We start from the raw sequence: 26,399 nt of genomic DNA, 5'->3' as shown, positions 1-26,399 counted from the left end.
CTCCGGTCAGCTCCTTCCCATGCCGATGTCGCCGGGGGTGAGCCCGAGCGTGCCGAGGCCCCCGCCGCGGGCGGCGCCGGCCAGGCGTTCCTTCTGCGCGAGGTGCGCGAAGTACAACTCGGCGCCGCGGTGGCCGGCCGGCAGATCACTGACCGTGAGTACCTTGAGGCCGATGCTCAGCGAGGCCCGGATCGGGTTCAGGTTCACGTCGAAGGCGGATTCGTTGATGGACAGTTCCGTGAGCCGCACGGGCATGACGCGTTTGCTGCCCCACGTGAAGAGGGTCAGCGGCATCTCGATCGGACTGATCTCGATCGTCCCGTTCTTGGACAGTCGGCTCGCTTCACGCAATTGGGCCGAGGTCGGCTGCACGAGCATTTCGAGGACGGCCAGTTGGGGGTGAATCCCATCCGGCGCGGCGATCTCGAACTGGTCGGTGGCGTCGATCTCTGCGGTGAACTTCCAGGTCTCCTGCGCGGGGCCCTTGAGTCGGAGGGCCTCATTTCTGTCCCCGGTCCCGCTGCCGCCCCCGCCGGAGTCTCCGCTGCCGCCTGCGGATTGGGGCGAGAGGCTGCGTTCCAGGGTGTCCGGGTTGAACTGGAGCACGATGATGCGTTGGGGGGTGCCGCGTTCGGGGTCTATGAGGACTATTCCGGAGCGGATGGGTTTGGGGATGTCGGAGTAGCGGGTCACAGGCGGGCCTCCAGACGACTCTGCAGATCTGCATAGGAGTAGTGCGGGAAGAGTCTGGGAAACAGGGCGAGAAACTCCGTCAGATTCCTGGACACCTCGTAGTGTTCGGGCTGCCCCAGATCGGCGTCCGTGAAGAGGTACTGCCAGCCGAACGCTCCCTTGGTGGCAAGCGCGGTCTCCATGTACGTCCCGTAATCCAGGTCCAGGCGGACCAGGCGTGACCGGGTCATGTCGTAGAACCAGACTTCGGGTTCCTGAGCTCGGTCGGTGACGCGCAGCCCGGTGGCCCGGCCTGTGCCGGCGAACGGCTCCTCATCCATCACCTTCAGGTCGGCCAGAATGCTCCGCTCGCCCGGGGTGAGTGTGACGTCCTCCAGCGGAGGATGCCGGCGGGTCAGACACGTCAGGACGTTGGTCAGGCAGAGTTCGCCCTTGACGACGGGGGCGCCGGTCGACTCCCAGGAGACATGCACTTCCTCCGCCGGGAAGTAGTAGGCCTGCAGCTTCGTGGCGATGGGCGAGGCGACCTGTTCCGACAGGGCTGCGTGTACTTCGGCCGGATCGGACGGCAGGACGAGCGAGGTGTCGGGCGGACGGCTCTCGATTTCAATCGCGCCTGCCTCTCCCATTTCCCGCACTGCGCGAGCACTGCGCACAGCGAAACTCTCTTCGGTCGGCATCATGTTCATCCCTTGCTCACGTGAAGGTCCGCCAGTCGATGTCCTTCTCCATTTTCTTGAGGTTCACGATCGCCCGCCACAGGTCTCTCTTGGTTCTGGGTTGCATGCGCGGGCGCGCGGCGAGGACAGTCTTTCCGATGTCCGAAATGCCGTTGTATACAGGCCGGGGGCCAATCGACTTGCCGTCGGCGTCCTTGCCTGCGATGTATCGGGCGACGGTCATCGATATTCTGCCCGACGCCACATATATCCCGTCCTCGCCGGCCTGGTTGATGAACAGCTTGCTGTGCTCGTCCTTTTCGGGCAGCGGAATGTTGTTGCGTGCAAACGTCTTCTTCGGGCGTTCCGGCAACCAGGCACTGCGCTTGTGGCGAGCTTCTCCCTTGATCTTTCGGTATCCGCCGTAGCTCGATTCCATCGCGCGGGGGAAACCGTCCGGATATCCGTCGGCTGATGGGCTCTCGGTGCCGGGGTGGAACTTCACGCTGGACGAGAACCAGACCATCTCCTCCGGCTGCGGGATGGCGTCATGGGCCGGGCGCTCGACGCCATTCTTGAATTCACCGTTCATGACGTTGCGAGCGGGCACGAGGTTGTTGTCCGTAGCCATTCCGCCGATGGCCTCGGGGATCAAGTGCATACGCACCCAAGCCGTGTTGCTGGACAGGCGGTTGTCCTTGACGTACTTCCAGCCGTGCGGATGATTTCCCTTCTCCGCGTCGCTGGCAATCTGGCCGGTTTCCTTCACATGCTCGCTGAGGAACTTGGCCACCAAGTGATCCGCCTTCCCCTGGTGGAAGACCGGGAAGTCCGGCTTGGGCAGGCCGTCCTCCTCCACCTTGTCGAGCTGAATCCGCTTGTTGACTCGCTCGCCCACTATGACCGGAGCCTGCGGGTTGAGGCGGGCTGTTACCGCGACCTCGGGATCTCCGGTCCCCCAGAGCGCCGACAGGCGGTAGTAGAGCCGAAGCTGCGTCAGGAGCGCCTGGAACTGGGTCTCCCAGATCCCATCGCCCTCGAGCTTGCGTTTCAGGATGCGACGTATCCTGGCGACGATCTTCGCCAGCCGCTCCTCCTTGGATTCCTTCGAATCCTCGTCGTTCTTGCGCTGGTCCCTCTTGTCCTGCTTCGACCTGTGTGGCCCCTTGTCACCCGGCCGCTTGCCGTCTCCGTCCTTCGTGTGCGGCCTCTTGCCGTCGCCCTCCTTGCCGTTCGGCTTCTTGCCGTCGCCCTCCTTGGTGCTCGGCTTCTTGCCGTCACCCTCCTTGGCGTTCGGCTTCTTCCCGTCTCCGCCTTTGGGCTTGGGGGACGCGTCGCCGTCTTTGGTGTGCTTGGGCTTTCCGGGAGTGTTCTGGTTGTTGCCCTTGGGCTTGGTCGGGTCTTGCCTCGTGGGCCGGCTCGGTTCCTCGCTCTTGGGCCGGCCGGCGTCGTGGTCGCCCTTGGGCGAGACCTGGGTGTCACTCTTGGGTCCGCCCGGGGTGTTGCCCTTCGAGCCTGGCTTCGTGGCCGGGACCGGGGCAGGGGTGGTGTCCGGCTTGTCGCCGTCCCTGTCGCCCTTCGGCCGGCCGTCCCTGTCGCTCCCCGCGGGCCTCTTGCCGTCCCCCGCCGCCTTGGGCCGGCCGGGCCCGGTGCTGCCCGGACCATGCGTCGCGGGCCTGCTGGGAGCGGGCGCCGTGCCGGGCTTCGGGGCCGGGCGGGCACCGGGCGTGGGGGCTGGACGGGGCGCGCCGGGCTTCGGCGTTGTCGCCGTCGGCCGGGTGCTGGGCCTGGGCGTCGTCGTGACCGGGGGCCTGCCGTCGGCGGCGTTCGTCTTCGGGGCCTGCTCCTGGCCCTTGTTGCCGCGCGTGTCGCCGGCGCTGTCCGAACCCGCACCCGGGGCTTTGTCCCCGCCCTTGCCCCTCTTGCCGAGCTTCGCCGCCACACCCTTCAGCCGCTTGCCCACCTTCGCCACGTACTTGCCGATCCCGCTCATCAGCGCCTCGTAGGCCAGCTCGAGGAGCGCCACAACCCCCGCGGCGACCGCCTTCGCGAAGAGGATTCCCGCTCCGCCGCTGCGGACGGCCTTCAGCCAGGTGATGACCGCGCCGATCGCCCGCAGGATCTCGCCGAGCGCGCCAATGGCCGTACGGATGGCGTCGATCACGGCCATCGCCCAGCCGGCGCCCGGAATCAGCTTGGCGATGACCTTGGTGATGACGATCTCGCCGATGATGAAGGGGAGTTGGGGAACGATGGCGTCCCACGTCTCCTTGACGATCTTCTCCAGGGTGAAGCCACCCTTGATCAGCTTGTCCAGGATGGCCCTCGGGACGCCGATGATCTCCTCGATCTTCGACTGGAACCACTGCTTGACGGCTGCCTGGACCTCCCGGAACAGGTGGTTCTTCGCGCCGTCCACCGCCGAGTTCTTCGCGCCGCTCAGCCAGCCGCCCGGGTCGGAGAGGAAGTCGACCGCGATGAGCATGAAGTCGCCGAGCGCGCTCAGGAGTTTGGAGGCGTAGTCCAGGACCGTCTTGATTGCGTCCATCACGGCCTTGATGACGTCCTGAAGCATCTTCTTGAGGATGTTCAGGATGTCGCTCAGTATCTTCGCGATGGCATTGAGCAGATCGGCGACGATCTGCTTCAGCAGGCTGGCGAGCCGGTTGACGAGAGCGATGGCCGCCGCGATCAGCGAAGTGATGAACGTCCGGATGCGGTTGGCCAGTTCGATGACGGCCCGCACCATCGCCTTGGCGAACTCGATCAGATCATTGATGAGCGCCTTGATCGTGTCGACGATGAACTTGCGCGCCTCGTTGATCCAGCGCTCGACCGTCTCCTTGAAGTTCTTGATGAAGCCGATGACCGCGTCCCGCGCCGCCCTGATGACGCGGACGATCGCGTTCTTGATCTCGATGACCTTCTGCTTGATCCAGTCGAAGGCCTTGGTGATCCAGTTGCCCGACTCCTGGACGCTGTTGTCGCGCTCCTTCTCGGCGTCCCGTTCGGCCTTGGTGTTCTCGTCCTGGATCTTCTTGTCGCCGTCGTCCTTCTCCTTGGTGACGTCCTTGTCGGTCTTCTCTTCCTTGTCCTTGACGTCCTTGCGGACCTTGTCGTGCCGCTCGGTCTTCTTCGTGCCGAGATTCTTGAGCTCCTCGTCCTGCTCCGTACGCCAGTCGGCGCGCTGCCCGGTGACCTCGCTCAGGGCCTTCTCGCGCTCGCCCGCCTGACTCTTGGTGTTCTTCGCGATCTCGGAGTCGACCTGCTGCTTGTGCTTCTCCTGGGAGTCACGGAAGTCCCGGTCCTTGGTCTGCCGCCCCTCCGACATGCCCTTCTGGCCCTGGCTGAACGCCGCCTGGAACTGCGGGCCACGGTCGTGCTCAGCCACCGCCGACGCGGCTTCGGGCGGTACGGCACCCGTCGATGCGCCGCCGTCGGGAACGCCGCCCGTGCTGCCCTGCTGTCCCGGCACCTTCCCCTTCATCTGCTCCTTGGGAGCATTGGGGTAGACCTGGTTCTCGCCCATCGGGCGGCCGGCGTCGTCACGGCCCGTGTCGACGGTCTCCTGGCCCTTGGCGTCGATGCTGTCGCCCTGTTCACCGGCGGTCTGCTCGGCGGCGCCCTGCATCTGTACGCCCGGTGCGTTGCCCGCCTGGGCCTTCTTGAGGGCCTCGTCCTTTGTCGGCAGGCCCGCGAACTTGGCGGCCAGTTCCTGTGCGTCGACCTCGAAGCCGAGCTTGTTCGCCAGCCAGCCCAGGCCGAAGCCCAGGGCCATCTTGAAGGTGTCCCAGCCGCCCGGCTCCTCCGCCTTCTCGGCCTCGATCTGGCCCTCGGGCTCCTTGGCGCCCGTGACTTCGGCCTTCTCGTCCTTGGGAGCCTCGGACTTCTGCGCGGGGTCCTGGGAGTACTGGGCCGGTGCGTCGGACTTCGGCTTGCCCTCGAGGGTCTGCGGCGCGCCCGCCGGGCGCTGCATCTGGGGCGGTGCGGCAGCCAGCGCCTTGTGTTCGTCGCCGACGGTGCGGTCCGCCGCGCCACTCACGCCGGACATCGCCTGAAGTGCCTTGTGGGGCTTGAGTTTTGAGGCGGTCGACAGACCCGCTTCCGGGGACACCTGGGAGAGGTTCGGGGCCGCCGAGGAGTCCTTCTTTCCCCGGCCCGGCCCGGCCGCCTTGCCGCCGCCACCGCCGCCTGCTCCACCGCGCGACGCCTTCGCCCCGGACGCCTGCTTGCGGCCCGCGGCCTTCGGCGCCGGTGCCTCCTCGGGGGCGGGCGCCGGGGCGGCCGGAGCCTCGGGGGCCCGCGCGGGTTCCGGAGCGGCGGGCGCCGGCGCCTTTGCTGCCGGGGCCTCCGCCTGCGCCCTGCCCCCGCGACCGGACGTATCGGCCTGGGAGCCGCCGGAGACATGGCTGTCCCGCGCGGCCGAGGGAGCCTGCGATTCGGCGGCCGGCTCACTCCTGCCAACCGCAGCCGAGGTCGGGGCCGACCCGGATGGAGAACCCGCCCCCGAGGATGTCCTCCCCGCGGGCTCCGACGCCGCCGCCCTGCCGCCCGCCGCCTGCGGAGAGCCCTTCTCCTGCGCACCCCCGGACTTGTCACCCGCGGCCGGAGTGCCCTTCTCCTCCTTGGCGGAAGCCTCCTTGGTGTCCCTCTCCTTGGCGTCACCGCCGACCGCGGCCTTGCCGGGCGCCTCCTGCACCGTGGTCTGCGCGGCGACGGGCCCGGCCTTCGGGTCGTCCCCGCTCTTCGGGTCCTTCGACACTGCTCCCGGTCCGGGCAGTGGCGCTGTGGCCCGCTCCAGATCGAGGCCGCCGGGCTCCGCGCCGGCAGGACCGCCGGCGTCCTCCTCGGCCGCGGGCCCCGTATCGCCCGCCGAGTCGGCGACGTCCTCCTCGGGCTCGGCCTCCGCCGCCGCGTCCTCGGCGTCCCGTGCGGCCTGCACTTCGTCCGCCTTGGTCGCGGGCGGGGCGGTGACCGAGGGGATCGTGGCGGCAGCCGACGCCGGATCCGACGTGTCCGCGGTCGGTACGGCCGACACGTCGAGGTCCTGCGTGGGAAGGAAGTCCTCCGGCCCAAGCTTGATGTCCCAGGAGCTCCTCTCCTCGCCCCCGACCTCGACCTCCGACGCGCTCGCGGAGCCGAACGGATCCTCGTCGGCCTGCTCCTCCGGCCCGTCGAGATCCTGATTGCGTACGCCGTCCAGCCTGCTGACCGAGGTGGACAGCTGTGTGTCCTGACCGGACACCCTGGGCGAACCGGTGGGCCCGTCCGCCCCGCGCTTGTCCTCCTGCTTCAGCTGTCGGCCCGCCACGAGCGCCTCGACCGCGCCCGGACGGTTCCTGGCCGCGGACTCCTCCTTGCTCGCGACCGGAGCGCCCTGCTGGTCCTGTCCCTCCTTGGCCTCCTCGGGGCCCGCGGTCTTCTTCTCACTGCCCTGCTGCCCGCCGTCGGACTTCCCGCCCGAGGATGCGCTCTGGCCCGACGATTGCTGCTGAGGGGCGGCAGCCGGCTGCTGCTGTTCCCCGGACGCCGAACTCCCGCTGTCACGCCCCGAGTCGGCGCCCGGCTCACGCTTGTGCCTGCCACCCTGCGGCGCGCTCCCGCCCTGCGGAGTGGCCCCCTCCTCCCGAGGGCCACCGTTGCGCGGGGTACTGCCGACGGCGCCCTCCGCGCCGGCCTCGTGCTTCTCCGGGCCCGGCGCCCCTTCGAGTCTCTGCCCCTCTGCCCGCTCCTCCTCGGCCGACTGCCGCGCGGACTCCCGCTCGAACCACAGTTCTTCGGCCGGATCGCTCTCGACAACCGGGACGTCGAGCGAGTTCTGCTCAAGATCGTCCACGTTCTCGATCTCGTCCACGAGATCGAGAACTCGCTCGTGCTCCGAGCTGAGCAGCCTGCTCTCCAGGTGCTCGAGCACGCCGTCGAGCAACTCCTCGGGCAGTCGGGCCAGTTGCATGCGCGTGCGCTTCGACCGGTCCTCCGGGTCGCCGCGCAGCGAGCGGACGACCGAATTCGTCAGCCGGTCCACCAGGGTCGCCGGATCGATCTGCTCGATCCGGTTCCGGTCCGCGTCCACGGTGGCGTACCGCATCCAGCCGGGAGTGGCCTGCCCCTCGGTCACGTCTGCGGCCGCTTCGGACTGCTCGGCCAGGGAAGGACGTACGAGATCCTGCGCGGCCGACTCCGCCTCGCGCTCGATCGCCTGCTGCGGCAGACTCACCGCGCCCAGCTCGCGACCGGCCCGCAGTGCGCCGAGGCCGTCCGGGTTCTGCACGGTGTGCAACAGCTCGTGGGCGAGGAGGCGTTGACCGTCCACTGTGCCGGGACGGTAGGCGCCCTCACGGAAGAAGATGTCCTGGCCGACCGCGACGGCGTCCGCGCCGAGCAGGTCCGTGAGGACGCCCGCGTCCCGGTCGGTGTGCAGGCGTACGCGGCTGAAGTCGTGGCCGAGCCGCTCCTCCAACTCCCTTCGTACGCCGATGTCGAGGGGCTGCCCCGCGCCGCTGACGATGTCCTTCGGCTCGGGTGTACGGGACTTGGCGGCCCGCTCCTTGCGCTTGCGGCGGCGCTGCTGTGCGGCCTGGTCGGCCTGCGTGTCCTGGGACTGGGAGGTGCTCATCGCGTCACTTCCCCGCGGCCCGACAGCCCCGCGTGCACCGCTCGCGCCAGCTCCTGGCCCAAGCGGCGCGCGGACAGGCCGGCGGGAAGTGGCGGCAGCGCGGAGAGCGTGTCCAGACGCTGGCCTCCGTCCGCGGCGAGCGGGACGCCTCTCTCGCGTACGAGCCGCGTCAGCTCCCGCTCGAACGAAGCGGATACGAGCCCCGGGTCGACGCCGAAGCCGTCCAGAACCAGTTCGCCGATGTCCACCCGGATCGTGTGCGGCTGCCGACTTGCTCCCGAGGTGCTGCGCTCTCCCATCACACCCATCCGCGCACCTCCGAGGAAGTCAGCGAGCGCTCCAGCTTCACGTACTCGGTACGGGCCGCCGCGAGCATGTGCCGCATCTGCAGCCGATCGCCCTCTTCCGCCGCGAGGAACGCCCCTGACAGGGCGATGTTGCGGATCGAGCCGCCCGCGACCGTGAGCTGCGCGAGCAGCTCGGGGTCGAGGCCCTTCGTCGGCGTCTGCGGCGGAATCACCCGGCGCCAGATCTCGGCGCGCTCGTGCTCCGCGGGGAAGGGGAAGTCGACGACGAAGCGGATACGCCGCATGAACGCCGTGTCCAGGGCCTTCTTCATGTTGGTGGTGAGGATGGCCAGGCCCCGGTAGGCCTCCATGCGCATCAGCAGATAGCTGACTTCGAGGTTGGCGTACCGGTCGTGGCTGTCCTTCACCTCGCTGCGCTTGCCGAAGAGGGCGTCCGCCTCGTCGAACAGGAGGAGGGCGCCACCGCGTTCGGCCGCGTCGAAGACCTTGCGCAGGTTCTTCTCGGTCTCGCCGATGTACTTGCTGACGACCTGCGAGAGGTCGATGACGAACAGGTCGAGCCCGAGCTCCTTCGCCATGACCTCGGCGGCCAGGGTCTTTCCCGTTCCGGACCCGCCCGCGAACAGGGCCGTGACGCCGAGGCCACGGCGCAGCGTGGCGGCGAAGCCCCACTCCTGGTGGACGGTGGCCCGACGGCGTACGTGCGCGACGATCTCGCGCAGGGTGCTGGTCTGCCGCTCGTGCAACACCAGGTCGTGCCAGCCGGCCTCCGGCTCGATCCGCCGTCCCAGCTCGTCCATGCCGACCCGGGCCTCGTCGAGCCCGGCCCGCCAGGCGAGCGAGGCGGCGTCGAGCTCGTCCTCGCCGGGCAGATCACGGCGTACCGCGTCGGCCGCGGAGCGTATGACGTGCGGCGGCAGCTGGAACTGCGCGACCAGCGACCGGAGCGCGCCCTCGTCGATGTCGGCCACGTCCTCGAACGCGCCCGCCCAGAGCCCGAACTGCTCCTCGTCGTCCAGACGCGGCACGTTCACGCGCTCGCCGCGGGACCGCTCCGTCGGCCGGGGATCGGGGCTCGATACGACGACGGGGACGGCGGCACCGGCCAGGAACGCCTCCATGGCGGCACGCTGGTCGCGGTCCAGTTCGCCCACCTCGACCAGCAGCGCGGCGGGCAGCAGAATCGCCTCGCGCTGCCACAGCCGGGCGAGTAGATCGCGCTGCGCCGGGTCGGTGGGAATGTCCTCCGCGCTCATCTCGTACAGACCGAGCCCGGAGCGCGCGGCCGCCGCGGCGGCGATGTCGGCCCGGCTGCGCAGATCCCCACCGACGACCTCGACGAGCAACGGCGAGCCCGGTCGCGCCGTCGTCGTCCAGCCCGACGTGACGCGGCCCGCGGCAAGGTCGTACGAGGGTGGCAACCCGTCCGGCACCGGGGTGCGCCGCAACTGGCCGTGCAGCCGGGCGTCCAGATAGGGCGAGCCGAGCAGGAAGTGCAGGATCCGCTCGTCGAGCCGCAGCCGGGACCGGGTCAGCCGCGTCTCGTCGTCCAGCTCGACCAGCCGCCACCGGCGCAGCGGTGCGACCGGGGTCAGAGCGCTCCAATGCGCCCCGTCCAGCGCGGCGAGCGCGAGCGAGAAGGTGGGGTGCGCGCGCTCGGGATCCCCGCCGGCGGCGGCGCAGCGCGCGGCCGTGGTGGGGTCCAGCTCGTAGGCGGCGGTGAGCAGGACGATGTCCCGCTCGAACGGGGTGAGACCGAAGCAGGCGGCGAGGGCGTCCAGAGGGGCGACGCCTGGACCGTCGATCACCGTGCCGGTGCCGGTGCCGGTGCCGGTGCCCGTGGGGGAGGGGGCGGGGACGGGGGCGGGGGCGGTGCCGCGAGGGGTGGGTGCGGCGGTGGGAGCCGCGGCAGGGGATCCACCTTCGCGACTGGCCTGGAGACCGGCGTCGGGGTCACCGTCGGGACCGCCGGCCAGGCCCCCGCCGGGACCGTCACCGGGTCGATCACTCGGTGCGTGACCGGACCCGTCACTCGTGCCCGGCCCCGCCTCCGACGCCGCGGCGCCGACCCGTGTCGCCCGGGTCGCGTGGACGTCGAGCAGGGCGAGGACGCGCTGGATCTCCGTGTGCAGCGTCACCCCGTCGCCCGGCACGGCCGCTGTGCCCGTCCTGTGCGTTCCCATGTGCTCACCTGCCCCCGTCGCCCGCACCGCGCCTCAGTTCCCGTCGCCCTCGGCGCTGCCCGTCTCGGTGGCGGGAGCGTCGGAGGCGGTGCGCTCGGCCGTGCCGGCCGTCGACTTGCGGGTCCGGGCAGTCGCCTTGGCGGGCGCAGCGGTCTTGGCGGGCGCCTTCGCGGGCTTCTTGGCGACGGTCTTCGTGGCGGGCTTGGTGCCGGCCTTCGTGACGGCCTTCGTGCCGGGCACCGCGACGGCCTTCCCGGGTGACTGCTCGGGGCCGTCCTCCGCCACTTCAGCTCTGTCGACCGCGCCAGGGGGAACCGGTGCCCCCGGCGCCCCGAACGGCAGCACCCGAACCGTGCTGCGCTCCACCGGCCTCGCCGGCGTCGGTGTCTCCCGGCCCTCGATGAACACCAGCGCCGCCTGGTAGGTCACAGACAGCGTGTACGGCGTCTGGTTGAGCATCCCCCACAGCTTCGACGTCTCGTCGATGTCCATGACCGTCGGCACGAACCGCACCCGCTGCGCCGCGTCCGCCAGATCGCTGCCGGCCAAGTAGGGCCGCTCACCGGCCTGTTCGATGATGTCGCGGGGCAGCATGGGTATCTCGTGGAGCGTGCGCACCACGGTGCCGATGAGTCGCTGGCCCACCAGCTCGGTCTCCTCGCCGTACGCGCTGATCAGGAAATTCAGGTCGAGCGCCGCGGCGGGCCGCTTGAGCAGCGTGCCGTCCGGTGCGCGCGTGGCCAGGTCGTTGTTGCGCTGCGAGGTGTTGGGCGTGACCTGATACAGGAACACCGTGATCGTGGGGTCGGCCGGCGGATCGGCCGGCGGCTTGCGCGTCTCGACCTTGACCGCCATGTCGATCTCGGGCTGCAGATTCGCCTCGATCAGCAGGGCGAGGGCCTGGGTGACGTGGGCGATGGCGAGTGCGTTGCTCATGGCGTCAGTTCCTCAGTCCCTGATCCTCTTGCGAACGTCCGGCTGTCCTTGCGTCGCTCATTCGCGCCCCCGTGCCAGGTACTCCTCCAGGCTCACGGTCGCCGCGGGCCGCCGTACCGCGGGGGCCCGCGTCCGGCCGCCGGCCGAGGGCGATGGCGCCGCCGTCACCTCGAGCCGCCCGATCTGCACCTGTACCACCTGTTCCGCGCCCCGCCCCGACCGCCTGCCCGCCACCTGCCGTGCGGCATCCCGGGCTGCCGCCGTGTCGGCGGCGCTCGGCCGCAAGGGAGTGGACACGGCGGGGGAAGCGGCGTCCGTGCCCGGGGGGATGGGCACGGACGCCGCGCTCTGAGAAGCGGGCACGTCCGTTCGGGGGTGCGCCGAAAGGCGTCCCGATTCGGGCGTGGGCCTCGGCCCGGGCGTCACCGCGGTGCTCGGCCGCAACAGCGGCACCACGGGTGCTTCCCGCTCCGCCGTGCGGGAAGCGGGCCGCGCGGGCAGCGGCGCGTGCTCGGTCCGTACGACGGTCCGCTCCCGCTCCGTGCGCAAGTGGACCTCGCGGGAGGTGGGCTGACCCGTCAACTCATCTTGTCCGGGGGCGACTTGGGGGGCGGTGGGCCACACGGGCTCCTCCGCCTCCGGTGCCCCGGCCCGTACCGCCTCGACCCGCTCGAAGGGGCCGGCGAGTCGCGGCCGGACCCGCACCACCCCGGGACGCGGTGCGGCGGCCGGGGCGTGACGAGCAAGCAGCCGGTCGAGGAAGTCGGGGGCCCCGGGCCCCTCGGGCACGCGGCCGGAGGAGTCAGACATCCGCACACAGCTCCAGGTAGTAGCGGCGCCTCAGCGGGCTGAGCGCCAGAATCTCGGGCTCGCTCCACCCGTACGCGGTGGCGAGCAGATGGACGTCGAGCAGCAAGTCCCGTGCCCAGGAATCCAGTTCGGTCCACAGGTAGGAGGCGATGTCCAGTTCGGCACGGGTCGCCGCGCCGCATTCGGGACAGTTGATATTGAGCGTCACGTCGGCGGCCGGATCGGCCGCCTCCGCGGCCTCGGCGATCCGCCGCTGGACGGATGGAGGCAGTACGTCGACGAGGGCGGCGCTTGCGTCGGGCGCGTCCTCCCCGTGACGTACGACCGACACGACGCACCGCGCAAGCAGGGCGCCGCGGGCGTCGGTGTGCCGGGCCGCGGCCGTGAGGTCCGCGACGTTCGGCACCCGGAACTCGACCTCCCAGCCGTCCTGCGCGATGCGCACCGGCGACGCGTCGGGTACGCGCAACGACCGGGCGAACTCCCCGGCGTCCAGGTCGAATTCCATGTCCGCCCCGCACGCCCCGCACTCCAGGCGCACCTGCATCCGCTCGCCGAACAGGGCCCGGCGCAGCGCGAACAGATCGGCCTCGCGTGCGCCCACCGGCAGCGACAGCAGCGCTTCGCTGTCGCCGCCGGTGTCCGGGCGCGCCGCGTGGTGCAGCAGCAGGGCACGTCCGTCGAAGGTCCGGTCGAGCCCGGCCTCCCAGGTGGCCAGCAGCTCAGTGGCCCGAGCGATCGCCATGTGTGCCCCCGTCCGTTCCCGCGTACGCGACCCGCTCCCGTGCGGGCCGATGGTTCAACTTGCGTGTGATGCAACGTGCCTGCGGTACAACTCGCGTGCAGTCAGGCCGGGTTGAGGAACGAGGGCTCCTCCGGCTCCGGCACCTCGTAGTCCCGTTCCCAGCCCTCGCACTCGAGCTTCAGGCTCTGGATCGCCACCGCGTTGGCGTTCGCGTCCAGCTCGCCCAGGACCTGGTACTCGCTGGGCCAGGTCCGGTAGAGCTTGTGCGAGACGGCCACCTGTCCGGCCTCGTTGAGCACCTGGATGACGATGTCCTTGCGGAAGTCCGCGAGCGACACCTCGGAGCCGAGCCCCGCGCCGACCTGCCAGACCTTGTTGGCCCAGCGGTCGAACTCGGGGTCGTGCGTCACGCCGCGCTCCAGCGTGATGCCCTCGAACTCGGACCGTCCCGGCGACTTGCGCGGGGAGCTCGGATCGCCGCCGTGCCGGTGCTTGACCACTTCGGTGGTCCGCTTGAGCGGACTGACCTTGCTGATGCCCGCGACCGTACGACCGTCCCACAGGACCAGGAACTTGAAGTTCTTGTACGGATCGAAACGATGGGCGTTGACCGTGAACTCAGCCATCGAATTTCCTCGGAATTCCTTAGAGCTCGAACTGTCCGGACGTCTGCTGGATCTTGACGATCACGAACTCGGCGGGCCTGACGGGTGCGATGCCGACCAGCACGTTCACGACGCCGTTCGCGATGTCCTCGTCCGTCGTGGTGTCCTTGTCGCACTTGACGAAGTACGCCTCACGCGGCGTGCTGCCCTTGAAGGCGCCCTGACGGAACAGCGTGTGCAGATACGAGGAGGCGCTGAGGCGGATCTGCTGCCACAGGTTCTCGTCGTTCGGCTCGAACACGACCCACTGCAGGCCGCGTTGCAGGCTCTCCTCCACATGCAGCGCGAGCCGTCGCACCGGCACGTACTTCCAGTCGCTGTCGAGGGCATCGGAGCCCTCAAGGGTGCGCGCTCCCCACACCAGCGGGCCCACCATCGGGAAGGTGCGCAGGCAGTTCACGCCCAGCGGGTTGAGCAGCCCGTTCTCGCGGTCGGTCAGCTGAACCGTCAGCGAGCGCACCCCCGCGAGCCGCGCCTCCGTTCCGGCGGGCGCCTTCCACACACCGCGCTCGGAGTCCGTACGGGCGAACACGCCCGCCACGGCGCCCGACGGCGGGAAGGCGCGAAGCCGCCCGGTGAGCGGGTCGGTGAGCTGCAGATGCGGGAAGTACAGGCCCGCGTGGTTGCCGCGCACCGAGTCGAACGCGGACAGGCCCGCCCGCGCCGCGTCGACACTGCCCCAGGAGCCCGGGGCGTCGACCAGGAGGAACATCCGCTGCTGCTCGCACAGGCGCTGCGCCGCCGAGACGACCGTCACCATGTCGTCGGTCGACTCGTACGCCGCGAGCTCGGGAAGGGCGAGCAGGTTGACGTCGGCGACGTCGCGCAGCGCCTGGATTCCGGTCTTGTCCGTCTCACTGCCGATGAGGTCGCGCGGGCCCGGCGCCTCGCCGTCCTGGCCGCCGTCCAGCGGGAACACCGGCGGGTTGACCGAGGCCTCAAGACCCAGGTCGTTGGCGCACTCGCCGAGGAAGCGGACGACGTCCTCGGGGTCGGTGGAGCCGGCGACCACCTGGAGACGCCTGCCGAACACGGTCACCTCGACGCCTGCGAAGGCGTGCTTGCCCGGCGCGTCGGGCAGGGCGCGCAACTTGCGCTCGAGGAGCAGCGCCAGCTCGGCGACGGTGCCCGGGGCCTCGCCGTCGCACTCGGGGTCGTACAGCGTGAACTCGCGCTCGACCTCGCCGATCTTGACGGTCAAGTCGACCGCGAGGTCCGGCAGTTCGTGCCCGAACGGCTTGGAGACGGTGCCCGACGGGTCGGGGCGGCCCTCGCCGACGACGTCCACGCGGATCAGGCGTGAGCCGGTATTGACCAGGGTGGCGGCGTAGCGGCTGCTGGCCGGGTCCATGGAGAGACCGGTGAAGGACTCGCGGGCCTGGCCCCTGGCGTCGTACACCCGCAGGTTGAACGTCTCGTCCGGATGCGGTGTGTCGTAGTCGACGGCGACGCGCAGGCCGTTGCCCCACACGCCGGGCTCCTTGGCGTGCACTTCGAGGACCGCGCTCTCGCTGTGGCCCTCGGTGGACTCGAGGGTCACGCAGGCGGCCTTGCCGGTGTTCGCCTTCGCGACCCGCACGATCACGGCGACGGTGCCGCCGTTGCCGAAGAACTGGTGCACGGCGTAGCCGACGGCGCTCTGCGCGCTGAGGCCCCCGAAGCGGCGCTCGAACTCGGTGAAACTCGTGACGCGCACCGGCTCGTTGAGCGGACCGCGCCGGGTGTGACCCACGAAGGCGGTCACCGAGGTGGTCACGGTCGAGATGGTGCGGACACTGCTGGGAAGCTCTTCGACGTAGACGCCGGGATAAGTCGGCTTGGCAGCGCTCACTGCATTCGTCGGCATTCCCCCTCCTATCCCTTCTCAGGCACCGGGTGAAGGCACCAAGAGACGGCAGAGGAAGGCGGCTCGTCTGCGGGTCGACCCGTGGCCGGGCCGGCCGACAAACGGCGTGCGCGACCGTATGGCCCCCCAGGTCCAAGGGGCGCGTCGATCGCACACGCTTCATCAGTTTTCCCCCGTCAGTCCCCGGGCGGTTGGCCGTCCGGGTCAAGCAATGCGCTTGTGACTCCTGATGCGTGTGTGCTCAACACACTCTGGAGTGCGCGTAGTTGACAAAACAAGGCCGGTTCAGGACAGCGCGGGGGGAGGTTCTGTGAAGGAGATGTTCGCCAGATGCAAAGTTTGCGGTCGTGCGGAGCTGTGCCGCCGCTGTGCGGGCCACCAGGCCAACTGACCGTCGCTGAGGCCGAATTCAGACTTGACGCAGAGTCGATCAGCTGCCAGTCCTTAGCGGAAGGTCTCCCGCAGCGGCGCGGGGTCCGCGCTGTCGGCGTCGAAGAGGTACTGGGTATCGGGGAGGACGGCCAGTGCGAAGCGTGGGCTTTCGGGATCGAACCGGCCGGTCTGGGCCCCGTCGAAGGCCTGCGCCGGGGACGCTTCGAGTGCCGCGACCGCCGGCCGGTCGTCGGCAGGGTGACTGCGGCCCGCAGTAACGTGCGTCTCTGCACGGGGTTTTGCTGTCCTGCTGCACTCATGAGTACTCCAGGGCTAGGACGCTTGATCAGGCCGTACGCTGCTCACTTGCCCTGGCCGTGCGGTGGCGCGGAGCTGAACGCCGGTTGCCGGTCGCCGCACGTTTACCGGCGCCCGCGCCGCTGACGGAACGCACCGCGAACCGAGCCCCGCCGTACCGCCTTCGGCGAGCCGCTTCCGGCAGGGGCGCCGGAGACCGTTCCCTCTTGTCGCCGGAGCCCGGTTCACCGCAGGTCTGTGCCGAAGAGTTCGGCGAGCCGATCGCCCACAACGGGAGCGATGGCCTCGGCGTAGGCCTCGGCCATGTGGCTGTCATCGCGGTAGACGAACGTGTTTCCCACGACCACGGGGCAGCTGCCCGAACGGGTGCACAGCCAGGGCTCCGGGTCGATCACCGCGGTGTGGGTCGACCTTGCCGCCTCCGTGATCGCGTCTCTGCGGGTCTGGTCCTCGATCGCCTGCTGGATGTGGTTCGTACAGCGCCCCAGCCGCAGCGGATGCAATGCCGCGCATTCGACCGCGTCATCCTTCGGCCAAGGAGTGTCGAGGATGGCGGCCACCTGGGCACCGGTGCCCGCGAGACTCTGGAAGGTGTCCCGGAACCCCGCGGTCCAGCCCCGCAGGGGATCGCTCATCGCCCGTGCCGGGTTGCCCGCATCGGAGGACGAGACGATCACCAGCGAGGGACGGAGGTCTTTGATCTTTGCGAGCGCTCTGCTTCGCCAGGCATCGCATGACGTGTACGGCTTGCCGCCTTGGATGATGGTCACCGCGGCCACCTTGCAGGACGCCTTGGTCAGCGAGACCAGCTTCCACCGGTGCGCCGACGCGAGCCGGTTCAGCGCCGGGAACCATTGAGCCGCGTGGGAATCGCCGAAGAGTACGACGACCTTGTCCGAGGAGCGGCTCCCGTAGACACACGGCGGCGTTCGCGTGCTCGCGTAGTTCACGTGGCACCCGTCCCGATAGATCGCGGACTTCGTGTCCTTGATCTTGGTCAGTGCCGGCGTGAGGTTGCTCGGAAGGCGCGTCTCCGAGGCATCCAGGAGCTCTGTCAGACGCGACCGCGGGTCCGGCGCGGTCGCGAGCGTGTCTTTCAGCCCGGGCGCGGGCGCACCGGAGTCTATTGCGGGCGGGAAGGCCGCCGCGATCAGGGACATCACGGCGGCGCCCGCCGACAGGCCGAGACCAAGCCCCAGTGCCCGGCCGTGCCGGCCGCGGAACGCCGAGTGGAACCGCACCGGATTCTCGACCAGGTGCGCGGTGGCCCACGCCATGAGCAGGGCGATCGCACTGAGCACCAGCGCCAGACGCACGGTCGCGGGTCTGCCCAGCGCAATCGGTCCGATGAGCAGAAGCGGCCAATGCCACAGATACCAGCCGTACGACAACCCACCGAGCCAGGCCGCCGGCTGCCGCGAGAGCAGCCATCCGGCGCCGAACCGGGCCGGCGAACAGCCGCCGGCCAGTAGGAGCGCGGCTCCGGCAACCGGCAGAAGCGCGTGATACCCGGGGAACGCTGTGTCCTGGTCGAACCAGAGCGCCGACAGCACGACGCAGGCCAGGCCGGTCCACGTCATCGGCGCCGAGAACCTGGGGGCCAGCTGCTCCAGCCGGGCGGCGAACAGTGCGAGAAGGGACCCGACGCCCAGTTCCCAGATACGGGTGTGCGGACCGAAGTACGCCCAAGGCGGCGAGTTCTCCGTCACGGACACGCTCAGCCCGAAGGAAACCAGGCAGAGCGCGACGAGCGGCGCCACCAGAAGGGCACGTCGCCGGGTCAGTTTCCAGCTGAGCAGGAGCAGCAGCGGCCACAGCAGATAGAACTGCTCCTCGACGGCCAGCGACCAGAAGTGCTGGAACGGTGACGGCGGGCTTCCCTGGGCGAGGTAGTCCGTGCCGGAGATCGCCAGCCGGAAGTTCACCGCGTAGAGAGCGCTGCTGAGCGCATCGCCCACGTAGTCCGCGAAGCGAATCTTCGACAGGAACAGCCAGGCACCGCCAAGTGTGGCGACGACGACGAGTGTCGATGCCGGAAGCAGGCGCAACGCCCGGCGGGCGTAGAACTTCCGGATCGAGATACCGCCCGTGGCGCGGAGTTCGCGCGACAACAACGAGGTGATCAGAAAGCCTGATATCACAAAGAAGACATCGACACCGACATAACCCCCGCTGACCACGCTCACCCCGGCGTGGGAGAGAACGACCAATGAGACCGCCAGGGCGCGAAGCCCTTGGATGTCGAGCCGCAACGCATGCTGCGACACGGTGCCGTCGTGCGGTGGGGTGCGGAGCTCGGCAGGCGCCGGATTCGGCATCAGCCGGCCCGAGTGCCACGGGGTGGCGGTCGTCAACGGATCTCCTTGTATCGATTCTTGAGCGGAGCAAGGGAATTTTGGGCCACACCGACAAAGGGAGACCCCCGACCGCGTGGAAGGGTTGCACCCCCACCGCTCCGCAGCCCGTGGAACTCTCGCATGCCATGTACTGTCCGACCGCGACGAGGAGTTGTTGTGATTCCCGTCACAAGAGGCTCCGGCTATCGCGGACCTCGGCCGTCAGGTGTCGGATCCGGCCTTGGGGAGACGCTGGTTGATCTTGTTCTGCCGATCCAGGAATTTGCGTAGTGCCTGGTCAGCGCATCGCGGGCGAAAATTGGTGCCGTCGAGTCCGAATGTGCGCACCGTGCTAAAATTGCCCGAGTTGCAGTCGCGGTTCCCGTAAACTCCCAAAACGAATTGTTACTTTGGTGGAGTTTGTCTTTTTAGCGCGGTGTCGTGTGGCCTGCTTCTATTCGTCTCAGCCTTAAGTTCGGCTCGTTCTTGCAATTCATTCGGCTCATGTACGCCGAGAATTCCTCGATGCGCGCCCTATCGAGGAAGGTCTCCATGGACCGCTCAGCTCGTAGGAACGACCGTTTCGGGTCCGACCGGGGAGCCCGTTTCCGGCCGCAGGGCCAGGGGCGCCCCGGCGTCGGTCCGGGCGGCAGCGGGCGCCGCGCCTCCGCACCGCAAGGGGAGTTCGCGCTGCCGGTCACCGTCACCCCAGCCCTCCCCGCGGCTGCGACCTTCGGTGAACTGGACATGCCTGTCGAGTTGTTGAACATGCTCACCAGCCTCGGCCTGAACGAGCCGTTCCCGATCCAGGCGGCCACACTGCCGAACTCTCTCGCGGGCCGCGACGTGCTGGGGCGCGGGCGCACCGGATCGGGCAAGACGCTCGCTTTCGGTCTGGCGCTCCTTGTGCGCACGGCCGGACAGCGTGCCGAGGCCCGGAAGCCACTGGCCCTGATCCTCGTGCCCACTCGCGAGTTGGCCCAACAGGTCACCGATGCGCTCACCCCCTACGCCCGGTTGCTGAAGCTGCGGCTGGCCACCGTGGTCGGCGGCATGTCGATCGGCAGGCAGGCGGGCGCACTGCGCGCCGGGGCCGAGGTCGTCGTCGCGACTCCCGGCCGGCTCATGGATCTCATCGAGCGCCGGGACTGCCGTCTGGACCGGGTGAACATCACGGTCCTGGACGAGGCCGACCAGATGGCCGACATGGGCTTCATGCCCCAGGTCACCGAACTGCTCGACCAGGTGCGCCCGGACGGCCAGCGCATGCTGTTCTCGGCCACGCTGGATCGCAACATCGACCTCCTGGTCCGTCGCTACCTCCACGACCCGGTGGTCCACTCGGTCGACCCCTCGGCGGGCGCGGTCACCACGATGGAGCATCACGTGCTGCAGGTGCACGGCGCGGACAAGTACGCCACCGCCACCGAGATCGCCGCCCGTGACGGGCGCGTGATCATGTTCCTGGACACCAAGCACGCGGTCGACCAGTTCACCAAGCACCTGCTGAGCAGCGGCGTACGGGCCGCGGCGCTGCACGGCGGCAAGTCGCAGCCCCAGCGCACCCGCACCCTGGCACGGTTCAAGACCGGCGACGTCACGGCGCTGGTGGCGACCAACGTCGCGGCCCGGGGCATTCATGTCGACGACCTCGACCTCGTCGTCAACGTCGACCCGCCCAGCGATCACAAGGACTACCTGCACCGCGGCGGCCGTACCGCCCGCGCCGGTGAGTCCGGCAGTGTCGTCACGCTGGTCCTGCCCAACCAGCGCCGGGACATGGCCCGTCTGATGTCCGACGCGGGCATCAGACCGCAGGTCACACAGATCCGCTCGGGCGAGGCCGAGCTGAGCCGCATCACCGGTGCCCAGGCTCCCTCCGGTGTCCCGGTCGGCGGCAGCGGGCCGGTCGCGGAGCGCCCGAAGCGCGGCGGTGCCCCCTTCCGTGGTCTGGGCACGCGTACCGGTCGCGCCGGTGGCGAGTCACGCCGGTCCGCTGAGGCGCGCCTGACCGCCGAGGCCCGCAAGGCCGCCCGGGTCCGTCGCGGCGACTAGGCCGAGGGCAGGCTGACTGCCTCCTGCCGACTCGGCACCGCCGCCGTTTCGTTGTCGTACGTCGACTTCACGCGGCCTGCGGCCGGAGGCCGGACCCGGAGATGCCCGCCCTTCCGGCGGCATGTCCTGGGCCCGGGACCACGTGCTCCGGCTCCTCCACGCGGTCGGCGGCCACCTGCACCCCGAACTGGAGAACTGATCACCTGCGTGCCTCCAGGGTCGGCTGCCGACCGAGCCTCAACCAGCCTTCGTCACCGTCACGGAGAGGTCGTTGTCGACGGTGTAGTAGGGGCGCAGGACGGCGCCGCCGAGCGTGACCGCCGGGTAGACGAACACTTCCTTGCGGTCCGCCACGTCGTCGAGGAGGCGGCCGACCCGGATGAGAGGTGCTTCCGCCGCAGGCTGCATGAAGACATCCCAGACGCCGCTCCCGGCCCCCGTCCCGGCGGCCAGTTCCTCGTGGTCGACGGTGAAGGAGAAGGTTCGGCCGTCCTTTCCGGCCCGCGGCTGCACGGCGCGTAGGGTGCCGTTGCCGCCTCGCAGGCGCAGGCATACGACGGCTCCCTCCAGGAGCGTGGCGCCGTGCAGGCGTGCGCCGACCGTCATCGACCGGTCCGTGACGTTGATGCCGTCGACCTCCGCGTGGGCGCGGCGCAACCAGGCCCGTACCGCGAGATAGCCATCCTTGGTGACGTACGGAATTCGGACGGCCAGAGGTGACGGCCGGTCATGGAGGTGTCCGTCGACGAGGGCCCGTAGGTCGCGCAGACCTGGGCGCAGACGCTGCCTCTGGGACCCCGGTTCCCGGAGCAGGTACACGTCCCACCGGCCCTCCGCGAGAACGGGGTGCGGGCCCAGGACGGCGCGTCGGCGACCGTCGTCGGTGGGCTCCAGGGAGAGGACGTGAAGGGTCTTCTCGGGCCGTCCCTGCTTCGGGCGCAGCCGCAGCAGCAGCTGCCGCCCTTCGGCCGACCGCAGCGGCAGGTCGAAGGCAATGCGGCCGTGCGTATCGACCGTGCAGCCAAGGCGTGGTTGCGCACCGTCGTCCCCGCTCACCGCCGCCCCCTCCGTACCAGGCGCAGCGCGCTGCCGGCCGCGGTGAACGCGGCGTCGCGGGCGGCGAAGCCCTGGCTGACGAGGGCGCGGCGCGCACCAGCGCGTCCAAGTACCACCTGTCGCCCTGTCCTTCTCGCCGAGACCGCCTCGGTGATCAGGCGCTCGGCCTGCTCGACCACAGGTCCGGGAGCGAACCGCCGCGCGTGCTCCAGGGCCGCTCGGCCCGTATCGCGGCGCCGGTCGTCCTCACGGACCAGTTCGAGCAGGGCCGCGCCCAATGCGTCACGGTCCCCGACCGGCACGAGCCGGCCGTCGACCCCGTCCTCGATGATCTCACCGGGTCCGTAGGGGCAGTCGGTGCTCACCACCGGCAGGCCGCAGCGCATCGCCTCGACAATCGTCATGCCGAACGGCTCGAAGTCGGAGGCGGCCGCACCGATCGAGCCCTTGACCCACTCCGCTTCCATGGGAGCCGCCGCACCCATCAGGAAGACGTTGTTCCACAGGCCGAGGTCCGCGATGAGCTGTCGCAGCCGATCGTGTTGCTCCCCTTTGCCGTAGATGCGCAACTGCCAGTCCGGGCGTTCGGCGGCGACCATGGCGAAGGCCTCGATGAGCAGGTCGTACCGTTTCACCGGGACCAGTCGGCCGGCCGCGACGATCACCTTCGCGGTGCCGTCCGCGGCGGGGAGCGCGGGATCGGGCACGCTGTTCGGGAGTGCCTCCACCCGTACACCGGGCAGCCGCATCTTGCGCCGGTAGGCGGCGGCGTCCGCCTCGGTCACCGTGGTGAGCGCGTCGAGCCGTCGGTAGGCCCGGCGCAACGTGTTGCGCAGCCGTGGCGGATGGTTGTCCAGAGTGAGGTGCTCCTGCCCGATGCGTACGACGTGTCGCGGAGCCTGGAGCGCGAGATGCACGTTGAGCCCCGGACGAGTTCCGATCACCACGTCGGTGTCGATCGTGGCGAGGCAGTCGCCGATCCGCTGGTCGGTCAACTCGCTGTACTGCCGGTACCGGTACTCGGCGCGTGGGAACACCCTCGCCGGTCTCCGATGCAACGGATGCCGCTCCTCCTGCCTGAGGTCCACCAGCGGCCGCAGCGACACGCTCGGGTCCAGGGTGAAGGTCGGGTGCTCCCGGTGCCGCAGCGCGGAGACGATCTCCACCTCGTGCCGCTCGGCCAGTGCGTGGGCCAGGTTGAACGTGGTGGTGATCGTGCCCCCGATTCCGTAGGCGTTGTGGAGCAGGAAAGAGATCCTCATGGTGGGCTAGACCACGACAAGTTCCTTACGGTTGTTGCCTGTTATCACTTCGTAGGCTCATCGGTGCCGCCTGGGCAGGCCACCCCGGGGCACGGGAGAGCGAGGGCCGGTCGGACACACCGGCCGGTACGGTCCTCCTTGACCGGTGCCGCCCGGGGGATGAACGTGGCCATATATGGTGAATCTTCTCATCGCATGGTGAATACCCTCAGAGGAGGCACTCGTGACCACGGAATCACAGCCACGGGTATCGGGTCTGGAAATCCGCTCCATCGACTACGTCCCCCTGGACGAGCGGCACGGAAAGCTGTGGCACCTGGGGCCTCTGTGGTTCATGTCCAACGCGCAGATCGCCACACTGGCGGTGGGACTGATCAGCATCACCGAGGGCGGCAACCTCATCTGGTCGCTGATCGCGATCGCCACGGGCACCATTCTGGGCACCTTCTTCATGGCCTTCCACTCCGCGCAGGGCCCGCAACTGGGACTGCCCCAGATGATCCAGTCACGGCCGCAGTTCGGCTACGTCGGAGCCCTGCTGGTGTGGCTGTTCGCCTATGTGCAGTACGCCGGATTCAACGTCTTCAACACGATCCTGGCCGGCGAGGCCCTGCACACCACGGTGCACGGCGGGGTCAAGCTGTGGGTCGTCGTGGTCACCCTCATCGCGTTCGTCATCGCGCTGGTGGGCTACGACGTCATCCACCGCGCCGAGCGGGTCCTCACCTACACCTTCCTGGTCATCTTCGGGATCTTCACCGTGGGCGTGCTGGTCACCCTGCACTATCCCCCCGGCTCCTTCGACCTCGGCGGCTTCAAGTGGACCCCGTTCCTCGCCCAGTTCGGCGTGGTCGCCGGGTACCAGATCAGCTGGGCCATCTACGTCTCGGACTACTCCCGTTACCTCCCTCCAGACGTGACCGTCCGCAAGACCTTCTACTGGACGTACTTCGGGTCCGCGCTCGGCGGTATCTGGCTGATGATGCTCGGAGCGCTGCTCGCCGCGTGGGCGGGCGAGGATTTCGAGACGATCCGCTCGATCAACGCCGCGGGCGACAAGGTCTTCAGCGGGTTCGGCGCGATCGTGCTGCTGTTCGCCGCCCTGGGCCTGGTCTCGGTGACGGCGCTGAACATGTACGGCGGGTCCCTCACGCTCATCAGCGCGATCGACTCCTTCAAGAGAGTGCGGCCGACCCTCGCCGTACGGCTCGTGACGATCGGCCTCACCGCGGCGCTCTCCGTGGTGGGCGCGCTGGCCGCCACCGCCCACTTCCTGGAGAACTTCAACAACTTCCTGCTGCTGGTGCTCTACCTGTTCATTCCGTGGACCGCGGTCAACCTCATGGACTACTACGTGGTGCGCCGTGGCCACTACGCGGTCGCCGAGATCTTCAATCCGCACGGCATCTACGGCCGCTGGGGCTGGCACGGCATCATCGCGTACCTGGTCGGGTTCGTCGTCATGGTGCCGTTCTTCTCCGTGGGCACGCTCTACGTCGGACCTGCGGCCGATGCGCTCGGCGGTGCGGACATCTCCTTGTTCATCGGGCTGCCCGTCTCCGCGGTGCTCTACTGGCTGCTCACCCGGTCGATCGATGTCGATGCCGAGACACGCGTGGCCGAGGCGGAGGCCGAGGCGCTGGAATCGGCGGCGCACGAGCACCGGGAGCCGTGATCCTCCCGCTGGGCTGCCTCACCGAGTGGCGGGAGCCGACCCGATGACCACCACTCGTGCCCAGTCGGGCGGCGAGTCCGGCACGTGATCGGGATCGTCCTGGTCCCACGACCGGGCTGCCTGCTGCCGGGGGAACAGACCCACTACTGTCCGGCACGGTGGTCGCGTGTCCGGCCAGGGTGTCTGACCGTCGGTCAGGACCACGATGACATCGGGGCGGGGATTCACTCGGAGCGCCTTGGCGAAGCCCGTGCGAAGATCCGTACCCCCACCGCCCATGCCCGTGCGAAGATCCGTACCCCCGCCGCCCATCAGCGGTATTCCCTCACCGCGGCACAGCGGGTGCACGATGCGGGCCGCCGCGTCGCACGGCAGCACGGTGATCAGGTCGCGACGACCGCCCACGGAGCGGGAGATCGCGGCAAACTCGAGGAGCGCGCTGCCCACTTCGGTGTCACTGACCGAGCCCGATGTGTCGATGACCACGGAGACCGGGGCGGCGTGCGCCGCCGGTGTCGGGCCGGTCGCGCAGCATCGTGCGGCCGCCCCGCACGGTGATCGAGGCGGGATCGGCGCCGTGCAGCGGCGATTGGGCGTCGCGGCGGCCTGGGCGATGAGCTGGTCGCGCAGATTGCCGGCCGCGGTGTGATGCGCACGCTGAGGACGGGGTTCACAATTCCTTGGCGGGCCAGTCCAGCAGCCGGGCACCGATGACCGCGGTCTGGAGCATGTAGCGGTGGGCCGGGTCGGCGGGATTGGCGCCGGTGAGTTTGTGGATGCGTTCCAGGCGGTAGGTCAGGGCGCGGACGCTCAAGGAGAGGCGGCGGGCGGCTTCGGTGCCGACGCAGCCGGAGTCGAAGTAGGCGGTGAGGGTGTCCAGGAGGTGCTGGGCGCCGCCGCGGGCGGCGGTGAGCGGCCCGAGGGTGTCGAGGACGAGGTCTGCCATGGCTTGGCGGTCGCGGGTGAGGACGGGGTACACCAGCAGGTCGGCGGCGCGCAGCACCGGGTCGTCGAGTTCCAGCCGCTCCGCCAGCTCGAGGGCGTTCAGCGCCTCCTCGTAGGACTGGACGACCCCGCCGGGGCCGGGCTGGGGTCGCCCGATGGCGACGCGTCCGCCGTCGGTGGCCGCGTACGCGTGCTTGGCGAAGTGGGTGAGGATGTCCTCCTGGTCGCCGGGGGCGATGCACAGCATCCGGCCGTCCTTGGTGGTGAGCAGGATGTTGCGGTCCCCGAAGCGGGCGATGAGAGCCTGCTCCAATCGGCGCGGTACGGGGTCGGCCTCGTCGTACGCCGTCGTGGCCTGCGCGACCGCGACGGCATGCGCGTGGGACAGGCGCAGCCCGAAGCGCTCGGCCCGTTCGGCGAGGCGCCCCAGGTCGCTGCGGCCGTAGAGCAGGTCGTCGATGAACTCGCGGCGGGCCGCCTCCTCCTGTCGTACGGCGAGGAGTTGTGCCTGCTCGTAGCCTTCGGCGAAGGCGTCTATGACCTGCTGGATCGCGGCGAGCGTGCTGTCGGCGGAACCGGGCGTGGCGGGCCAGGCGGCGCGGGCGGCGGACAGGTGCGCGCTGACCAGGGCGCGCAGCCCGTGGCCGGAATCGGCGGCCCGTTCCCCGAGAACGCGGCGTGACTCGATCTCGTCGCGGGTGAGGCGGCGGCCGGTGGCCGAAACCTCCGTCAGAATCCGGGCATAGCCGTCCAGATACTGCTCGGGTATCTCCCGCTCCGTCACGTCGTCCCCCGGATTCTTGACGGCCCGGTGACGACTTCTTAGCGGCGACCGGCATGCAGACCCTAATGAACACTGCCGGGAACCGGCAATGCGCGGGTCGGTCCCGGCCATGCACGATGTGCGGAGGGGAGCACG

16 protein-coding genes and 1 pseudogene are annotated in these 26,399 nt (G+C 69.6%); 2 read left to right on the top strand and 15 right to left on the bottom strand.

Annotation, left to right across the window (positions count from 1 at the left end; genetic code table 11):
• Window positions 1-6 precede the first annotated feature (6 nt).
• The 11 genes from ACZ4RZ_RS07405 to ACZ4RZ_RS07355 form a co-directional block, all read right to left on the bottom strand.
• Complete coding sequence (locus ACZ4RZ_RS07405) at window positions 7-693, bottom strand: hypothetical protein (RefSeq protein ID WP_467742921.1); 687 nt, start codon at window positions 691-693, stop codon at window positions 7-9.
• A complete protein-coding gene (locus tag ACZ4RZ_RS07400; RefSeq protein ID WP_467742919.1) occupies window positions 690-1,322 on the bottom strand; it encodes a hypothetical protein in 633 nt (210 codons plus the stop codon). Before ACZ4RZ_RS07400 ends, ACZ4RZ_RS07405 begins: the two co-directional genes overlap by 4 nt.
• A 67-nt stretch (window positions 1,323-1,389) precedes the next feature.
• A complete protein-coding gene (locus ACZ4RZ_RS07395) occupies window positions 1,390-7,968 on the bottom strand; it encodes an eCIS core domain-containing protein (RefSeq protein ID WP_467742917.1) in 6,579 nt (2,192 codons plus the stop codon).
• Window positions 7,965-8,276, bottom strand: a complete 312-nt coding sequence (locus tag ACZ4RZ_RS07390; protein ID WP_467742915.1) for a hypothetical protein — start codon at window positions 8,274-8,276, stop codon at window positions 7,965-7,967. Before ACZ4RZ_RS07390 ends, ACZ4RZ_RS07395 begins: the two co-directional genes overlap by 4 nt.
• Entirely contained in the window at window positions 8,267-10,459 is a 2,193-nt protein-coding gene (locus ACZ4RZ_RS07385) for an ATP-binding protein (RefSeq protein WP_467742913.1), read from the bottom strand. The genes ACZ4RZ_RS07390 and ACZ4RZ_RS07385 overlap by 10 nt, the downstream gene beginning before the upstream one ends.
• Before the next feature lie 33 nt (window positions 10,460-10,492).
• On the bottom strand, window positions 10,493-11,395 hold the full coding sequence (locus ACZ4RZ_RS07380) for a Pvc16 family protein (RefSeq protein WP_467742911.1): 903 nt from the start codon (window positions 11,393-11,395) through the stop codon (window positions 10,493-10,495).
• 57 nt (window positions 11,396-11,452) lie between these two features.
• Complete coding sequence (locus ACZ4RZ_RS07375; RefSeq protein WP_467742909.1) at window positions 11,453-12,205, bottom strand: hypothetical protein; 753 nt, start codon at window positions 12,203-12,205, stop codon at window positions 11,453-11,455.
• On the bottom strand, window positions 12,198-12,950 hold the full coding sequence (locus ACZ4RZ_RS07370; RefSeq protein ID WP_467742907.1) for a T4 family baseplate hub assembly chaperone: 753 nt from the start codon (window positions 12,948-12,950) through the stop codon (window positions 12,198-12,200). The genes ACZ4RZ_RS07375 and ACZ4RZ_RS07370 overlap by 8 nt, the downstream gene beginning before the upstream one ends.
• Before the next feature lie 101 nt (window positions 12,951-13,051).
• The gene (locus ACZ4RZ_RS07365; RefSeq protein WP_067023001.1) at window positions 13,052-13,576 is read right to left on the bottom strand and encodes a phage tail protein; all 525 of its coding nucleotides are present in this window, start codon (window positions 13,574-13,576) and stop codon (window positions 13,052-13,054) included.
• Window positions 13,577-13,595: 19 nt separating this feature from the next.
• Window positions 13,596-15,461, bottom strand: a complete 1,866-nt coding sequence (locus ACZ4RZ_RS07360) for a phage tail sheath family protein (protein ID WP_467742905.1) — start codon at window positions 15,459-15,461, stop codon at window positions 13,596-13,598.
• A 914-nt stretch (window positions 15,462-16,375) separates the two neighbouring features.
• The gene (locus ACZ4RZ_RS07355; RefSeq protein WP_467742903.1) at window positions 16,376-18,505 is read right to left on the bottom strand and encodes an acyltransferase family protein; all 2,130 of its coding nucleotides are present in this window, start codon (window positions 18,503-18,505) and stop codon (window positions 16,376-16,378) included.
• Window positions 18,506-19,039: 534 nt separating this feature from the next.
• Between ACZ4RZ_RS07355 and ACZ4RZ_RS07350 the strand changes: the two genes are divergently transcribed.
• On the top strand, window positions 19,040-20,542 hold the full coding sequence (locus ACZ4RZ_RS07350) for a DEAD/DEAH box helicase (protein ID WP_467742901.1): 1,503 nt from the start codon (window positions 19,040-19,042) through the stop codon (window positions 20,540-20,542).
• Window positions 20,543-20,779: 237 nt separating this feature from the next.
• Here ACZ4RZ_RS07350 and ACZ4RZ_RS07345 read toward each other — a convergent pair whose 3' ends face one another.
• Window positions 20,780-21,598 carry a transferase gene (locus ACZ4RZ_RS07345; RefSeq protein WP_467742899.1) on the bottom strand — a complete coding sequence of 273 codons (819 nt, stop codon included), beginning with the start codon at window positions 21,596-21,598 and terminating at the stop codon, window positions 20,780-20,782.
• The gene (locus tag ACZ4RZ_RS07340) at window positions 21,595-22,860 is read right to left on the bottom strand and encodes a glycosyltransferase family 4 protein (protein ID WP_467742897.1); all 1,266 of its coding nucleotides are present in this window, start codon (window positions 22,858-22,860) and stop codon (window positions 21,595-21,597) included. Before ACZ4RZ_RS07340 ends, ACZ4RZ_RS07345 begins: the two co-directional genes overlap by 4 nt.
• Window positions 22,861-23,083: 223 nt before the next feature.
• On the opposite strand from ACZ4RZ_RS07340, the gene ACZ4RZ_RS07335 reads away from it, so the two are divergent.
• Window positions 23,084-24,535, top strand: a complete 1,452-nt coding sequence (locus tag ACZ4RZ_RS07335; RefSeq protein ID WP_467742895.1) for a purine-cytosine permease family protein — start codon at window positions 23,084-23,086, stop codon at window positions 24,533-24,535.
• Between the two features lie 18 nt (window positions 24,536-24,553).
• Here the strand turns inward: ACZ4RZ_RS07335 and ACZ4RZ_RS07330 are convergent.
• Both ACZ4RZ_RS07330 and ACZ4RZ_RS07325 read right to left on the bottom strand, forming a co-directional pair.
• A pseudogene (locus ACZ4RZ_RS07330) lies at window positions 24,554-25,146 on the bottom strand (VWA-like domain-containing protein); the annotation flags it as partial.
• A gap of 59 nt (window positions 25,147-25,205) precedes the next feature.
• Window positions 25,206-26,264: a PucR family transcriptional regulator gene (locus ACZ4RZ_RS07325; protein ID WP_467742893.1), complete on the bottom strand. Its 1,059-nt coding sequence runs from the start codon at window positions 26,262-26,264 to the stop codon at window positions 25,206-25,208.
• Window positions 26,265-26,399: the final 135 nt, after the last annotated feature.

It is taken from the genome of Streptomyces sp. NPDC027189, assembly GCF_055566975.1.
This window is presented reverse-complemented; position numbering and strand designations above follow the sequence as displayed.

Excerpts from the sequence above, each read along its gene's own strand:
- ACZ4RZ_RS07350 (WP_467742901.1), top strand. The coding sequence starts at position 19,040 with ATGGACCGCTCAGCTCGTAGGAACGACCGTTTCGGGTCCGACCGGGGA.
- ACZ4RZ_RS07365 (WP_067023001.1), bottom strand. The coding sequence starts at position 13,576 with ATGGCTGAGTTCACGGTCAACGCCCATCGTTTCGATCCGTACAAGAAC.
- ACZ4RZ_RS07375 (WP_467742909.1), bottom strand. The coding sequence starts at position 12,205 with ATGTCTGACTCCTCCGGCCGCGTGCCCGAGGGGCCCGGGGCCCCCGAC.
- ACZ4RZ_RS07380 (WP_467742911.1), bottom strand. The coding sequence starts at position 11,395 with ATGAGCAACGCACTCGCCATCGCCCACGTCACCCAGGCCCTCGCCCTG.
- ACZ4RZ_RS07400 (WP_467742919.1), bottom strand. The coding sequence starts at position 1,322 with ATGGGAGAGGCAGGCGCGATTGAAATCGAGAGCCGTCCGCCCGACACC.
- ACZ4RZ_RS07340 (WP_467742897.1), bottom strand. The coding sequence starts at position 22,860 with ATGAGGATCTCTTTCCTGCTCCACAACGCCTACGGAATCGGGGGCACG.
- ACZ4RZ_RS07385 (WP_467742913.1), bottom strand. The coding sequence starts at position 10,459 with ATGGGAACGCACAGGACGGGCACAGCGGCCGTGCCGGGCGACGGGGTG.
- ACZ4RZ_RS07360 (WP_467742905.1), bottom strand. The coding sequence starts at position 15,461 with ATGCCGACGAATGCAGTGAGCGCTGCCAAGCCGACTTATCCCGGCGTC.
- ACZ4RZ_RS07370 (WP_467742907.1), bottom strand. The coding sequence starts at position 12,950 with ATGGCGATCGCTCGGGCCACTGAGCTGCTGGCCACCTGGGAGGCCGGG.
- ACZ4RZ_RS07390 (WP_467742915.1), bottom strand. The coding sequence starts at position 8,276 with ATGGGTGTGATGGGAGAGCGCAGCACCTCGGGAGCAAGTCGGCAGCCG.
- ACZ4RZ_RS07395 (WP_467742917.1), bottom strand. The coding sequence starts at position 7,968 with ATGAGCACCTCCCAGTCCCAGGACACGCAGGCCGACCAGGCCGCACAG.